Origin of the sequence: Paraburkholderia caffeinilytica (assembly GCF_051027425.1) — a bacterium.
In the GTDB taxonomy this organism is placed as follows: Bacteria; Pseudomonadota; Gammaproteobacteria; order Burkholderiales; family Burkholderiaceae; genus Paraburkholderia; species Paraburkholderia caffeinilytica_A.
Map to the genome: position 1 here is coordinate 504123 of NZ_CP186553.1, position 15706 is coordinate 519828.

General features: G+C 58.2%; 7 protein-coding genes and 2 pseudogenes. 4 read left to right on the top strand and 5 right to left on the bottom strand.

The window, feature by feature from the left end:
* Window positions 1–68: 68 nt before the first annotated feature.
* Entirely contained in the window at window positions 69–299 is a 231-nt protein-coding gene (locus ACOSV0_RS22840) for an adenine modification methytransferase (protein ID WP_434113846.1), read from the bottom strand.
* Between the two features lie 675 nt (window positions 300–974).
* On the opposite strand from ACOSV0_RS22840, the gene ACOSV0_RS22845 reads away from it, so the two are divergent.
* Window positions 975–2681: a phage integrase family protein gene (locus ACOSV0_RS22845; protein ID WP_434113849.1), complete on the top strand. Its 1707-nt coding sequence runs from the start codon at window positions 975–977 to the stop codon at window positions 2679–2681.
* A 503-nt stretch (window positions 2682–3184) separates the two neighbouring features.
* Here the strand turns inward: ACOSV0_RS22845 and ACOSV0_RS22850 are convergent.
* Window positions 3185–4033 carry a WYL domain-containing protein gene (locus ACOSV0_RS22850; RefSeq protein WP_434113852.1) on the bottom strand — a complete coding sequence of 283 codons (849 nt, stop codon included), beginning with the start codon at window positions 4031–4033 and terminating at the stop codon, window positions 3185–3187.
* 1443 nt (window positions 4034–5476) lie between these two features.
* Here ACOSV0_RS22850 and ACOSV0_RS22855 point away from each other — a divergent pair.
* A complete protein-coding gene (locus tag ACOSV0_RS22855; protein WP_434113855.1) occupies window positions 5477–6223 on the top strand; it encodes a hypothetical protein in 747 nt (248 codons plus the stop codon).
* Between the two features lie 865 nt (window positions 6224–7088).
* On the opposite strand, the gene ACOSV0_RS22860 is transcribed toward ACOSV0_RS22855, so the two are convergent.
* A complete protein-coding gene (locus ACOSV0_RS22860) occupies window positions 7089–8945 on the bottom strand; it encodes an InlB B-repeat-containing protein (protein WP_434113858.1) in 1857 nt (618 codons plus the stop codon).
* Between the two features lie 667 nt (window positions 8946–9612).
* Window positions 9613–10032 (bottom strand): hypothetical protein, encoded by a 420-nt coding sequence (locus tag ACOSV0_RS22865; RefSeq protein WP_434116073.1) that lies wholly within the window; start codon window positions 10030–10032, stop codon window positions 9613–9615.
* Window positions 10033–10099: 67 nt separating this feature from the next.
* Here ACOSV0_RS22865 and ACOSV0_RS22870 point away from each other — a divergent pair.
* Window positions 10100–11652 (top strand): annotated as a pseudogene (locus tag ACOSV0_RS22870) (phage integrase family protein); the annotation flags it as partial.
* A pseudogene (locus ACOSV0_RS22875) lies at window positions 11649–14598 on the top strand (Tn3 family transposase). The pseudogenes ACOSV0_RS22870 and ACOSV0_RS22875, both read left to right, overlap by 4 nt.
* A gap of 495 nt (window positions 14599–15093) precedes the next feature.
* Here ACOSV0_RS22875 and ACOSV0_RS22880 read toward each other — a convergent pair.
* Window positions 15094–15324 (bottom strand): hypothetical protein, encoded by a 231-nt coding sequence (locus ACOSV0_RS22880; protein ID WP_434113860.1) that lies wholly within the window; start codon window positions 15322–15324, stop codon window positions 15094–15096.
* Between the last annotated feature and the right edge of the window lie 382 nt (window positions 15325–15706).

Genomic DNA, 15706 nt, shown 5'->3' on the forward strand with positions numbered 1-15706 from the left:
GACCTTGGTGGAAAACTTGCAGGTCGTTGTGGGGACGACGGATCGTTGCCCGGCCACCCCGTTACCCTTCACAACAGCCCCGCCGTCGCTGTACCAATGAGCCAGTTCGCGATCACCAGTTCACATGCGCCCTGCGCTTGCCCATGGCGACTGCCGATGTCGTAGTGCACATCGACAGACAGCATGGAATGTGCGGCAAATACACGCCGCATGTCTGGATGGTCGTTCAGGCTCACCATCACCTTGCCCCAGCACAGGCTCATCCAAGCGGCCAGTCGCTCGTATTCCTCAAGCTCCAACGGTATCCCATAGCCGCCTACCTTCCTGTACGGTGGATCGCAAAAGGTGCGACGTGAAGTCGTGTAGTTCGTTGTTCTACCGCTGCAACCCGGCGGGGAAAACCGGGCGTTCCGCCGCCCGTAGTCTATCGGAGCATGCGGCCGTTGGTAACGGGACTGTATGGAGCCTCCGAAACAATGTAGCCCGGCGAGAGCCATGCGAAAGCCGCGAGGTGGACGCTGATCTGCCAGTGTCGACGTGGATCGGGCGCTAGGCTGGACGATATGGTTGCCTTTAGTCCCCAGACTGACTCGGAAACACAGGCTCCAGTCCGCATAAAAAAGAAGCTTTCAGATCGGAGCAAAGTGGCCGGGGAGATTTTCAGTCTACAAGATATGTCCTGCTGAGAAAACTTTATTAATTTAACTAATATCGATCTGCGGATCCGCAAAGCAACTAGGCGGTACCTGTTGACGATTTTCGCGATGGATTGCAACCTGGGTCTGACTACACGGCGGCTCGGGTTGCAACGCAGTCCTCACGCAGCTACTGACAACTGCCCGACAAGGCTCATTCACGAGTCCGGCGAGGAGTTCAAGGGGGCGGGATCGTGGTTACAGAAGCACGTTGTTATCTGGCTATTAGGATAACCCTTCTTATCTTAATAGCTGTATTTTTGCACTAAACTCGGGATTATGAAAACGCACCTCACGATACCGGCTCTCCAGGACGCAGCTGCGCCGACAGGTTTCCCCGATGCCGACGAGATAGCCGTCCTGAGGGCGTGGTACGCCGGCATGTCGACGCGAGACGCCGTCAACCGGTATCTACCGGGGCGGCTGGGGCAGGGCCGTTCGGCGCGTGGCATACTGGGGCAGATCCGGCAGGCCCTTCTGTTGGTGGCGCGGCGGGCGAAGCGGACGGATCTGGCTACGCTGATGGAGCACCCGGCTGCCGAGCGTACGCGGCACGCGAAGGCAGTCGCGCAGGCCATCGAGGTTTTGAGATACGGAAAGCCACCGGAGCCCGAGATTTCCGACCCGATCGAGCGGTGGTTTCCGGAGCGGGCCGCACGCGCGTTGCGGGCGCGGGGCATCGCGACGCTGGCTGATCTGACGGTACGCATACCTCGTCGCCGACAGTGGTGGAGGGCGATTTCCGGGCTCGGCGCGATCAGCGCGAAGCAGATCGAAGCCTTCTTCGCAGCGCATTCGGTGCTAACCGAGCGCGCCCGCGCGCTCATCGCGACTATCCGCACCAGCAGCGTTGTGCCGTGGGAGAATCTGCGCCTTCCGCACGAAGTCGATGGGTCCAGCGGTTCGTTCCGCGCGCCCCGGTCGACCTGCGTGCTGTCTGCCGACAACGACTACGAGGCCGTGCAGGCCTGGCTGTCACTCCACGAATCGGCCGCGACGCAGCGAACCTATCGCAAGGAAGCGGAACGCCTGATCCTGTGGGCCATTGTTGAGCGAGGAAGGGCGCTGTCGTCGCTGACAACGGAAGACGCGGTAGCGTATCGGAGCTTTTTGCGCCGGCCGACGCCCGCCGAGCGTTGGGTCGGTCCCCTGCGGCCGCGCGCCTCGCCAGACTGGCGACCTTTCGCGGGTGGGCTCTCTGCGCGCTCGGCCGCTCACGCGCTTTCGATCATCGGCGCGCTGTTTCGCTGGCTGATCGAGCAGCGCTATGTGCTGGCGAATCCGTTTGCGGGCGTGAAGGTGCGGGGTGAAGGCAAAACGGCCGACCTCGACGCCTCACGCGCGTTTTCGGACGGCGAATGGGCACTGGTCCGTACTATAGCCGACGGACTCGAGTGGTCTTATGGCTGGAGCAAGCCGGCAGCGCAACGACTGCGCTTTCTGCTCGATGTCGGCTTCGCAACCGGACTGCGCGCGAGCGAACTGGTCGGGGCGAAACTGAGGGACGTCGAAACCGATCCTTGTGGGGAATATTGGCTTCGTGTTAAGGGCAAGGGCCGCAAGAGCGGGAAGGTTGCACTGCCACCACTGGCCTGGAACGCGCTTTCACGGTATCTGCTCGCCAGAGGGCTGCCGGTCACGCCGGCGCGCTGGCAGATGGATACGCCGCTAATCGGTAATCTGGATGAGGACATCGCCGGAGCGATTAGTAGCGTGCGGCTCTGGGCTGTGCTGCGTCGGTTTTTCCGGGCGGCGGCGAAGCTCGTCGCGGATGATCATCCGTCGCTTGCCGACAAGCTGCGTCGGGCGAGCACGCACTGGATGCGCCACACACACGCGACATTTGCGCTTGCGAACGGTGCAGAACTCACAACAGTGCGTGATAACCTGCGGCATGCCTCGATTTCGACGACGTCGATCTATCTCCATAGCGATGACGTGAAGCGAGCGAGACAGATGGCAGGTGCTTTCGGCTCCGGGAGATGACTGTTGTAAAGAGATTGAGGCGCGTTGCGGGAAAATCGCCCCTGTGACGCCGGACACGTCTCACACCAGGGTTGGTGAATTGGTCCTGCGTTGGAACCTGCGTGGCGAGCGGTATCGCAGCGCGCTACGCTGATGCCTTTCGTTGAAGCGACTGAGCGGGGCGGCGCGGGCGGAGTCATCGATCACATCCAGGGCACCGTAATGCAATAGGCGTGCTGCGGCCCGTCAGTGGACCAACACGATCAACACAACCGGGAGGAGAAACACAGCATTAAGTCGATCGCCACCGCACGCTCGTCGACCTGTGCCAAGGAGAAGTATCTGCTGCAAACCCCTGCCGTCAGCTGGCGCAACTCGTCAGTTACGCAGGGGACACCGGTACCGCATCGCTGACAGTGGCTCACGACTGCCACCCAAGCTCGCTCGCCAAGAGGGGGCACTGATCTCTTACGCAGGGCCCCGCAGCGAACTGTCGTTTTACGAGCCCCCTAGAAGCGCATACTCTACGGCTGCAGCGCCCATTCCGGGGCGCCAGCGTCAAGCACTTCGCTCCGGTTAGCAAGATAGAGCTGTTGCGCGCGGGGGTTGCCGGATGCATCTGCGGAATAGTCGATAGGCCAATGACGCAAAAAGTACCCTACCAGGCAGGCGCGGAGCGTGATCGTCTTGACGCCATCCTTCATGTCGTAGTCGGTGCGTGTCGTTTCCGGATGGAGCGCCTTGGGGTGAGAGGTAAGACGCAACTCTATTTCGGTATTCCAATCAGGATCTTTTGACAAGTCCACGTCAGAGCTATCACTTTTCTCGACACTCGTGAATCGCGTGAGCCCGAAATCTCGGAACTCTTCCTTTTCGTGATCGAAACACCGCATATGCCACCGCAGGCCATCATTCACGAGCGCCAAGGGTGAGAGTTTTCGGGAGTGCGATCCCGTCGTCAGTGAGGTGTACCCGGCTATAACGGACTGTCGCTGGTTGATGGCACGAGTCAGCGTCGCAGCGATTTCCAGCGGAATCTCGCGCTTGATGCTGATGCTCACCCAAGCCGGAATCCGCTTTGTTCTCGAAAGATCGAAATCGACTGCACCGTCTCCTGCTAATGCACGCAGTGCCTGCTCAACGTTGTGTTCGAAGTATGGCTTTCCACCATCAAAAACGTAGCACTTCCTCCGCAGGTCATATCTCAGCACAGCAGGGGCCAGTTCCGCGTAGAGCGAGAGGTCTTTGGTCGCTGCGGGCTCACTAATTCCGAATCGGGAAGTCAAATCCTTTCTGCTCACCTGCCCGGAAAATAGGGCCAGAAATTCGATATAGTACAAGCGCTCGCGCTGCGCGTCGCGGGGCAGGTTCATATGGGTATCCTCCGCACCGGATTGTAGACGATGATCGGATTTATGTCGTAGTCTAAAATACGTGGTCATAAAAAATAGTTGCGTTATTAATTCGTGTCGATACAATGGACTCAATCGGTCGTAAATGACGACCGATTGGCATCGACATATGCTGTGGACGATCTATCAGGGAAAGCGACAATGAACGAGGATGACCAGAAAGGCTCGCACGGACAGCGCGGCCATAAAGAAGGTTCGAAGCACGATGCGGTGGGCGTTGGGATGGCAGTACGCGGGGCTCAAGAAGACGACCGCGCTGGCGTCGCACATCGTCAAATGAATATCCATACACGGTAGTGCGCGGCAGCAATCCCCGCATCGAGTCTCCCTCGGCGCCGGGAGACAGCCGTGTTTCTGATTATGCGATCCTCCAGCAGTTGGCGGGGGAGGTCGATATCATTATCGACGCTGCGGCGAACCACCGGTTAAGTCATTTCCAGGCTGATCTCGCACGTGAACTCGGGAGGCCGTATGTTTGGTTGACGACGACGCACGGCGCCGCGGGTGGCATCGTTGGTCGAATAAGGCCGGACACATCGAACGGCTGTTGGCATGGTTTTCTTCGCGGTCTCGACGAGAAGACGGTCCTATTGCCGGCAGATGCAGCCACTGACGAGATCCAGCCCGGTGGGTGTTCTCAACCTACGTTCATTGGAGCAGGGACTGACAGCGACGCGATTGCTAACCTCGCCAGCCGCCTGGCAGTCGCAACGCCGTGTTCGGAAGCGGATGGCGGGTATCCAGATTTTTCGTGGGAAGTGGCGATTGCATGGTCGGTTCCGACGTCCGGTACGACGTGCTAGATACTCGGGCATACACGGCTTAAATCCTGGCATCTGTACTTGGATACTGATGTCTTGGTGGAACATAGGCTTCTCATTGGATTAGGATTCCTTTGGAGTTGGAGGTGTGCCTGAACAGTATCCTCGAGCGCGTCCTGCCGCGAGGTGCGGTCTAATCGAGCTACCCGTTGGAATGCTTGAGACGAAAGGCAGGAGACCGGGCGAGGAGCTCATGAAAATTGTCGCGTCCGATAGATCTGCGCTGGTGGCCGTGAAGTAGAACTCCTTCGAGATACAGGTTCCGAAGGCGTCTAAATCGAGGTCAATGAGTCGCTGCACAACCGATATTGTAGTCTCATCGCAAACAATATCATGGTCAAACGATATATCGATGGCTGCCTTGCATCGAGATGAGCGTAATCGCCGTAGCGGAACCGCGTGCCACGACCTGGTCGGAAGAGATGGGGCGTCTGAAATAGTCGCTGAACATGCGGCACGGCATGCCTACGACGAAGCGGTAAGATTTTTCGGTGTCTTGCCGAGAGGTGAATGCTGCCAGGTTGTTGGCGAGGTGGTAATTGAGTTTTGAGTGATTGGATCGATATATTGTTCAGGATAACATATGAAAAATGTGAATGTTGACATCGTAGGAAATGGGAATGTCGTCGGGAATGGTAATCGAACGATTAGCGTTACAAACAACACCCGGATTAACAATAGTGGAGGGTCTGGCGGATCGGGAGGGGGTGGTGGGGGAGGCGGAGGGATTGTCATCCTCGCGGCCGTAGTATCGATCGTCTTGTGCTGGTTGTACGTGCGTCATGTCGACGGGATTTATGACTTCCTTACGAAAGCTGCATTTCTATCTAGTTTACCCGTCCTGCCTCTTGTCGCCGGATTTCTTTGGCGACTCCGCACTGAAGATGGAAATTGGGGGGATGTGATCAAGTTGTTTATCAATCCGACTGTTGCGATCACTGTTTTGAGTTTGCTCAACTTTGGTTACGGTCGATTGGACGAACGCGTCGTTCAGATGGCGGCTCACATGCCGGCGAGCGACTTTTGGAATGGCCTATCGGAGTACGGACATCGCGTAGTGCTTGAGAACATCGTTGGGACGGCTGCAATTGTTGGTGTCTTGTTCTCGAATGTGCTTATGGCGATTTTCCAGTGGGCGGAATGTATGGCTCAGAACACCGGGAGCGCGATGGTTGTCAGGCTGGCTGGTCTGACCTACAATTTCAGACCAGCGCGTTCGGTCGTGATCTTTGCTGTATTCCTTGGAGGTTCGTTTTTGGCTTTCTCGGGAAACGGCGTTGATTGGTGGTCATCCGCCGTTGGCGGCGTTACGACAGCGTTGAAAGAGTAATCGATCGGTGACCTGTGTACCCGGCCAACGCACTCTTGGTGCGAATCTTGGAGTCTTTGGCCGGACGATTGGGAGCACCGCTGACAGCCATGCCTGTGCGCACTAAGTTAGTTCTGGCAATGGCGACCATCAGGAAATGTCACGGTATCTGAGAAGTCCCAAAACCCGTGACATTGCGTGATACCGATGGCAGCGAACGCGCTGATAGTCTTGACGGGATCGCACGCCTGTGAACAGGGGGCGTCAAGAGTGAGCATGATCGATGTACTGGTGCTCAGTTGGCGAAAAAATCAATAGCGTCGTCGGACGTGAGTCTCATCGTGACACGGATAGCCATCTCCAACAGGAGGTCTGGCCGGGATTCGTAAAAAATCCGCCGAATCTCGACCTAAGCGGATGATTTTGTTGGGAAATATAGAGGTCTGCTGTAGGCCAAGATAACTGCGAAAACTATCATAAGCGCTGCCGTGGCACCGCAACCGAGCCGGTAGTTTACATAGCCAACAGATACTGATTTTGAGGCTTGGCATGCTTTGTTGTCCGTATCCGAGGCGCCTCTGGTTTTCGGACCGGACAAGATAAATTGTCGGTCTTTACGCTACTGCTCGGAAAGTTGTGAGGGTGGGCTCTCGACCAGCCGAGCGATTTTGGTGTGACAATTTTTGCATCGCCGATGAAGTATGAAGTTGCTTCTGCCCATCCGACCGCTGATATTGACGTTGAGACCGACTTCAAGTCGTGTCACGTAGGTATCAGGCGCACCGGGGAACCGCCCCCCTGTGCGTCCGATACCTATTTGTCTTTGTTGTGACAAAACCTGTTTGGGCGCTACAACTGCACAGGCTGTGCTTATCGCAACAAGTCCTTATTTTTTGCTAAATACGATTTCGGCCTTAACATCCTGCTCCACCCGGACTTGCAGGCCAAAGCGTTTCTCATCGGCAAAATCGTAGGACATGCCTTGTACCAAGTGAGGGTTGCCGTTGATCCGCCAGCCGTCAAACACCAAATCCTGGAGATCTTTAAGCGCAACCATGCATCTGATTAGCACATCTGTCCCGGAAGGATATTCCGGACCGGGTAGGCTCCGGTCGAACGTTGCAGAAAGGCTGTCAGGAACGATGGTGGTTGTAAGGCGGGGGCGCGTTGCGCCTTCAATAAAGAGAGCTTTCACCCGGTGGTCGCTGCCCACACGGACAGCTAGTGGTTGCGTCGAGCCCGCTGGGCTGCCATCCAGTTCCCAACGATCAAATGTGTATCCAGCACGCGGAAGTGCCCGAATGGTCTGCGTTGAACCCTCAGGGTAGGGACCCCACGTTGCCGGCAATACCGTACCTCCCAAGGGGGGGGCGACATCAAATGTGAGTGTGCGGAAGCGACGCCTCTGCGATCCACCTCGATACTGCGCCACTGTCTGGGTACTAGCCCTGAAAAACGTTGCCGCATCGGCCGCACCGGGTTTGCCAACCGGGATGCCGACGGGTACACGGGTGCCTGTGCTGGGATTCAGCCAGGTTCTATCCGCGGCTGAATAATACATGATCCTTATTTCATCCTCGCGCGCATAGCCCATGGTGGTCGTAAAGGTGCGATCTGCGGCCTGATAGCCGCGGACATAGTCGAACATGGCCGTGGTTGGATCAGGATGCATCAGCCCGTCCGTTTCAAAGTCATGCCTACCGCCTAACAGATGCCCCAATTCGTGGGCAAAAGTATGACCGACGTCCCGCCCACTTTCCGACTTCACGCAGAAGCACAATGTGCATTGTTCAAGCTCGTCAGCCTTATCAATACGTGGGGGTAAAGGTATACTCCCCGCTTCGCCAACAGCAGTCCCTCCTTCCACAGGAGTCCCTTCAGCAGCCAGCAGCACCACGAGATCGGCCTGTGCGCTATCCCGATGGGTCCGGATAACGTCCCATAACGATCCGGGTTCTCGATTGACAAGAGGATAAAAACCACCCGTGTCTACGGCTTCGTGAAGAAGTTCGCTGACTTTATTGGATTTGGGCTCTGGCAATTCTCCAACCGGATCCAGCATTTCAACCCGGGCGGGGATGCCGCTGTTCTCCATAATATGATTGACTGTATTCTGCCAGTCGCCAATGATCGCCTTGAGGACTGACAGATTACCGTCAAGCACCTTTAGTGTACTGGGTGGGTACAGAGGTAAAACGTGGATGACCGCAGTGGCCTCGCTGTCCTGAACCAGTGTGAAGCCCGATGGCTTGATCGAGCTGTCAGACTGGTACTCGTCGATCTGCACAATGGGCCGAACCTTGACAAAGGTTTCCGCGCGCGGGTTCTGCTTCATCGAGAGGCGCACGCGCCCATCGTCACCGGGTCGAATCAGCATGCATGTCCCGTCAGGTAGCAGTAGTCGCCCCGCTACGGCGACCCGCTGATCCCCGTCCTGCACAATGGTGAGCAGGGCCTCCACGCCGGGATACAAAGCGGACGTGCCATGCCACAGAAGACCGCTGTCGCCATAGCGCTCGATACGGGCGGTGGTGAGCCCGTATCGTTGCCCATCCATCGAATCAAGGAAAATGTCTGGCGCGGCGGGAGAACCCAGTCCCTGAAACAGGATCTCGACGATCGCCCGATTCAGGTCCGCGACTCCAACCAGTGAACCCGTGGCAGGTTCCGAGCCGGCAGGATTCTGTCGGGCTCTGGTGGATTCTTTATCAACGTGAACAGAAGAAAAGAACGTTTGCAGCATAACTCACCTCCACATAGGGTGTTTCTCCAGCGCAATCATGACGAACGTGAACCGCGAGACATCGCCGCGGTCACGGCTGATCGTTGACACGATTTCATCGAACTGCTGCATTGGCCGTGTCAAAAGGCCAAGGTTGTTTATGCCGATCGAGTCTCCGCTTTCGAAACACATTTCCATCCGCGAGAAGTAGACTAGGTGCCCGCAAACAGCACGACAAGCATCAAAATTCCCGGCTTAAAAATGTGTTGCCTTTTCGCCGTAGTAAAGGAGCTCGGTTTTCGGCCTGATGGTGTCAGCGAAAGGTACCGGGGCTTGAGCACGGATCAAGCGTCCTTGTTTTTTCCTTCTTTCGCAAGTGTCAATTTGTCGCTCCTGGGCTCTGGCCGGGGAACCCGGTAGCTCTCACTCAGCAACGTCGTCACGTCCTGCTCCAGTTATTCAGGATATCGAATCGAATTCTCGTGGGTCGCCAAAACGACCAAATCAGGCTCAGACCGCCGATATTCACAAATGAATGAAATGAACGGCCTTCGCTTACCGCGGGTTAGGAACTGAAGAAAGTGGACGCTCGCGTGCCGACGGCATCAGAGTGCCCAAACTGTAAGATCATGACGATCTTCACAAGGCGAACCGGAGGGGCCGAACCGCTTGCATGGCAGGATTGTTTTTACCTGCTGCAGCTACTCTGAGTAACCGCGTTCGGCAAATTCGCCGTTAAACGAAAGGTTGCTGGTATGACCACGGCATAAGCGCTCCTTGTTTCAACTGTAAACGGCATACCGGTCGACAGAATCGCCAGCGAAGCCAGTTTATTATCATCCTGGCTTACTCCCGGTAAGAGGGCGAATGGCATACAAGATAAGGCTGGCACCTCACGCACAACGGAATAGAGATCCCTCGCTGCCCAGAACCGGGGATACGCACCACTGACGTCGCTCGCGCCATAGCGTTTGAGCGCGAGCATTGCTCCCCGAAGATGAAAATACTGGGTCACAACGATTGCACTCAATAGTCGATGCTCCCGCATGGCATCGCTTGCGTTGCGCGCTGTCGACCAAGTCTCGTTACCAGCTCTATCGACCAGAATGTGACCGGCGGGGGGCCACGCCTCACGAGATAAGCACGCAACGCAGCAGCCTCGTCCGTGTGGGACGGAGCGGTACTGCCCGCATGCCCTGGCGGGAGGGCGCTCTGCACGCGGCGTGTTAGGCCCAGATTCGTCGGCAGTTGGCCGCCTTTGCCCGCAGCCGTCATCGCGAGGATCTGGCTCTCCTGTTCCGGTGCGAGGCGAAGGAGCGCAGCCGGTATCTGCGGGCCATGACGCGTGCCCTAGAACTGCTGCGTACCGTGCCGGTACCGCGACCGCAGATCAGCGACGCTGTTGAGACATGGTTTGCGTCGCGCGTTACAACTGTGCTGCACGCCCGGGGCATTGCGACGCTGGCCAATCTGACCGTGCGGGTGCCGCGCCGCACACGCTGGTGGAACGCCATTCCTGGTCTGGGCAAACGCAGTGCCCGACGCATCGAGGCGTTCTTCGCGCACCACCCGGCACTGACCGAGCGCGCTGGTCGTCCGCAACTTGCCTCAGCCTGTGGTGCCGTGGGAGACGACCCGGTTGGCACATGAAGTTGACGGTTCGCACGGTGCATTTCGCGCACCTCGTCATCTGTGCGCGCTTCAGGCAGGCAACGATTACGATGCCGTCAACGCCTGACTGGCCCTGCACGAATCCGTCGAAACATAATGGGCCTATCGCCGCGAGGTGGGACGCCTGCTGCTGAGGGCGAATCTTGAGCGCGGCAAGGCGCTGTCCTCACTGGGGCCGGAGGATGCAACGACGTATCGCGCATTTCTGAGGCGTCGCTCGCCGCGGCAGCACTGGATCGCCCCTCCACGCCCGCGTGCTTCTCCCGAATGGCGTCCCTTCACAGGCGAACTTCCGCCTCGCTTGATCGCCTATGCGCTGTCCGTGTGCGGCGCGATGTTCCGCTGGCTGATCCAGCAGCGCTATCTCCTGACCGACCCGTTCAGCGGCGTGAAAGTACGGGGCAGCCAGCGCGTCTGGACGTGTCCCGCGCGCTTACGGCCACCGAGTGGGAACGGGTGCGCAGCTTTGCTGATGGGCTGGAGTGGTCGCACGGGTGGGCTGATGCGACCTGGCGCATGCGCTTCCTGCTCGATTTTGGCTATGCTACGGGCCTGTGCGCGAGCGAACTGGTTGTGGCGTCACCCTGGCGGTATCGAAACCGGCGCACGCGGCGAGCGCTGGCTACATCTGACCGGCAAGAGGGCCAAACCGAGCAAGGTCGCCTTGCCGGCGTTGGCGCGATATGCGCTCGATCGGTATCTCGCGCAGCGCGGGCTGTCGGTCACCCCGGCGCGCTGGCAGATGGATACGCCGCTAATCGGCAGTCTCGATGGTTCGCCGTCCATTATGCCGCCGCGATACCGGCTCTTCCTGAGCGCGGCCGCATCGATCCAGGCAGATCGCCCGGCGCTGGCCGACAAGTTGCGGCGTGCCACGCCGCACTGGATGTGACACTCGCACGCCACACAGGCACTGGCCAACGGTGCGACGCTGACCACTGTACGCGACAACCTGCGCCATACCTCGATCGCGACGACGTCGGTCTATCTGAACGACGATGAAGTCCAGAGTTCCCGCCAGATCGAGCGGATCTTTACGCGACGGCAGTCGGCATGAGCATCGTCCACGAGACAATCTATCCGGTGCTGCCTGCCGAGCCGGGCGTGGCGCAACTGAAAGCGGCATTTACCCCGAAGGCCGTCGAAATCCGTTTCGTGCGTCGGCAATCCCGGCAGGAATCGACGGCCGTGCTGATCATGGTGCAGTTGAAGCTCCTTCAGCGTCTGGGCCACTTCCCGATGCTCGTGGATGTGGCACCTGCCATCATCGATCACGTCCAGACCGGGATGCGGGCCCGCTCGCTGTCCCGGGCGGCCATCGCACGATATGACGCCTCCGGCACCCGGAGCCGTCACCAGAATGGATTGCGTGCCAAGCTTGACATCCGGACGTTCGATACGAACGAATCGGCATGGCTTGCTGAACTCGCGTCGACAGAGCCCCGGACAAAAATCGAACTGCCCGACATGTCAACGTGCTGATCGAGGAGAACTGGTCCGCCGCCGGTACGAACTGCCGCCGCTCGCGACGCTACAGCGCATCGTCACGCAGGCGCACAACGAAGCGATCTACGCTGTCATAACCGGCGCGCTCGACGCGTCACACATCGGGCGGTTTGACTCGTTACTCGTCGGCAGGATCGGCAAGTCCGGCTGGGACCAGTTGAAACAGGAACCGAAGAAACCCGCCGCGCGGGCGATAGCCAGCTTCCTCAGGCATCTCAACGCAATCAGGAAACTCGCGGAAGACCTGCCTGCGCCGCCAGAGATCCTGTCTGGGGGCAAACGGGCGCAACTGGTCAGGGAAGCGCGGGCGCTCAGGGCCGCGAAGCGTCATACGCTGGCGGTGCTGTTCATTCAGGCGCAATTGCAAAAGGCGCTGGATGACTTCGCCGAGGTCTTCATCAAGGCGGTGCGCAAGTTCGAGTCTTACGCAAAGACCCGGCAGCAAGAATACCAGCTAGAACACGCCGGCATTCTGGAGAGCCTGGTCGGCCAGTTCCGGGATATGCTGCAGATTCTCCAGGACGAGAGCGTGCGGGAGCGCGACCGGGTGCCGAAAATGCGTGAGTCGCTGGGCGACCCGGCTGCTACGCTCACGCAGTGCGACGAGCACATCGCCTATGCCGGAAAATTCGATCTGCCGTTCATGCTCGTGCCGTACCGCAGCCAGCGCTCACTGTTGTTCCAGTGCCTGGACTTGCTGCCGCTGCAATCGAGTTCGCAGGACCGCGCGGTGCTGATCGCGCTCGCGTGGCAGCAAGGTTTCCGCAACGCGTAACGCGAATATCTGCTGCTCACGGAGAATGATCTCGCCATGTTGCCCTTGGACTGGTTTCCGGAAAAATGGGAGCGCGCGGTGTTCCCGCACGGTCGGGGCAGATGGATGCTGCACCGCCGGTTCTTCGATCTGGCGGTCTTTAGCCAGATCATGCGCGAACTCAATTCCGTTGACCTCTTTGTGGAGGACAGCGCCCGCTTTGACGACTATCGCGTGCATCAGGTCAGTGACGAGGAACTCCAGCGCGAATTGCCGCGGTACAGCGAAATGGTGGGCTTGCCCCTGCGCGGCAAGGTCCAGGTGAAAGAGGAGAAGGAGAAGTTGGGCGCAGCACTGGATGAGGTCGATGCGAACTTCCCGTCGAATGACAGTATCGAGTTCGTCAACGAAGAACTCGTCATCCACAAGCCGGGCAAGGAGCCTGAGCCACCGAACCGCACGCTGATCGATCAGGCTATCAAGGCCACCATGCCGCAGCTTAGCATCCTGGATCTGCTCACCGAAACCGAGCAGTGGCTCGACTTGCATAAACTGTTTGGTCCGTTCTCCGGGTTTGACGCGAAGATCGACGATCCTCGCAAGCGTTTCATCACGACACTGTTCTGCTACGGCTGCAATCTCGGCCCGAGCCAGACGGCGCGCTCGGTGAAGGGGCTCAGTCGCAAGCAGGTCGCGTCGCTGGATCTGAAGCAAGTGACCGAGGAGCGGCTCGACAAGGCTATCGTGAAGGTCATCAACGCGTACAACAGGTTCGCGTTACCGAAATTCTGGGGCAGTGGCAAGCGCGCGTCGGCCGACGGCACCAAATGGAGCCTGTTTGAGCAGAACCTGCTGTCCGAATTCCACATTCGCTACGGCGGATACGGCAGTATCGGTTACTTCCACGTGTCCGACATGTACATTGCACTGTTCAGCCATTTCATTCCACGTGGCGTTCACGAGGCCGTCTATATTCTCGATGGACTGATCCGCAATGGCGTAGACATCAAGCCCGACACGATCCATGGCGATACGCATGCGCAAAGCGGTCCGGTGTTCGGCCTCGCGTACGTGCTCGGCATCAGTTTGATGCCGCGTATGCGCAACATCAAGGACCTCGTGCTGTACAAGGCGGACAAGCGTCGCGAGTACAAACACATCGACCGTCTTTGCCGTCGGTCGATTGACAGGGATCTGATCGGGCGGCACTATGCAGACATGATACGCGTCGCGGTGTCGATCAAGACCGGCAAGATGACGCCGTCGGCAATCCTGCGCCGCCTCGGCTCGGAAATCACGAAGAACAAGCTCTACTTCGCGTTCCGGGAGTTGGGACGTGTGGTTCGCACGCTGTTCCTGCTGAAGTACCTCAATGATCCGGAGCTGCGTCGTACAATCCAAGCGGCAACCAACAAGGGCGAGCAGTTCAGCGACTTCGCGCAGTGGTTGATGTTCGGCCGCGAAGGCGTCATTGCGGAAAACGTCCGGCACGAGCAACGCAAGGTGATCAAGTACAACCGCCTCGTCGCGAACATGGTGATTCTCTACAACGTGCAGTGGATGTCGAGCAAGCTGAAGGAACTGCAGGCGAACGGCCTTCCGGTCGACGCGGATGTGCTCATGGTGTCGTCGCCTTACCGGCATGAACATATCAATCGGTTCGGCGATTATCTGCTGGATCTGCTGCGCAACGTCTCGCCGCTCGATCCATCGATTGAATTCTCTTTCGAGTCGGCAGCTTAGGCCGGGATGCGACGGGTTTTTTATGATCCCGCCCCGACCTCTTTACGGGAAACAGCGAAGGTGAAGCCGATCCAGCACGCAAACAGACTGCGGACTGCCCCAGTATGACCCAGACCTGCCATGCCGACGACGGGCCGCACAGGAAGCACTACACGACAGGTGCGTGCTTCGTATCTTTCGGTTACTGTATGTCGAGGATGTGGCCGAACGCAGTAAGATCGTGCAGATCTGCTGCCTCGCGTGGAATATCGGCCTGTTTCACGACATCATGCAGCGTGATGTGCAACTGGCGATGGTCGGGGATACTGTCGCGCCAGACCTCGAGATAGCGCTTGCCGGTGCCGGGCAGGCACTTATGGAGGAGCTCGCTTTCTCTTCGCCCAGAAGCGCAGCCTGTACCCTTGGCAGAAAGCCAGGATCACGCGGGTCGGACTGCAGGGCGAAGTTAACCAGGACGTGCTCGTGGTCGAATCGGGGAGCGGCCGGGAGGTTATTCTACACCTCTGGCGCGTCGATCCGCTGGGACTGCCCCACTTGATAGAGGTACTGCGAAATATCCAGCGGAATACAGCGGCACAGGTCCCCGACGTCCTGGGCGATATTGATGTCACTTACGTGGTCACTGCGTACTGCGTGCAGCGCGCCGATCTGATCGGGTATGACCGGTTCCTGAGCGTCTGGAAGGAGACGCAGCCAGCCGCGAGTGTTCAGCGCGTGATCGGACACTGGAAGAATGTCCTGACGGAAATCGACTTGGATACGATGTCCATTCTACGCACCCTGGAGCGGTGGCTGCCGCATGATATCTGGCTTACAACACCAGGACGATTAAGCGCGGCACTCAGAGGACCGAACACGAAGGTCTCGCGAGGCGCCTGCGAGTAGACTATATCGGTCCAACGACTAGCCGGATCTTCTCCGATCTCACCCCGTGAGATTCAACAGCCAATTCCTCATGTCAATCAGTAATTTAAGTCGAGATGGGGTGGATTTTTTACGAATCCCGGCCATATCTCAACAGGGCGCCGGATAAATTCAAGCAACACAACGTCAAGAGCAGCCTTGCGAAAAAAGAGAATGGCCACAGATCACTTTGACGCGGGCGCTC

Bases quoted from the DNA above. Each gene is read 5' to 3' on its own strand.
- ACOSV0_RS22845 (WP_434113849.1), top strand. From the start codon at position 975: ATGAAAACGCACCTCACGATACCGGCTCTCCAGGACGCAGCTGCGCCG.
- ACOSV0_RS22850 (WP_434113852.1), bottom strand. From the start codon at position 4,033: ATGAACCTGCCCCGCGACGCGCAGCGCGAGCGCTTGTACTATATCGAA.
- ACOSV0_RS22855 (WP_434113855.1), top strand. From the start codon at position 5,477: ATGAAAAATGTGAATGTTGACATCGTAGGAAATGGGAATGTCGTCGGG.
- ACOSV0_RS22860 (WP_434113858.1), bottom strand. From the start codon at position 8,945: ATGCTGCAAACGTTCTTTTCTTCTGTTCACGTTGATAAAGAATCCACC.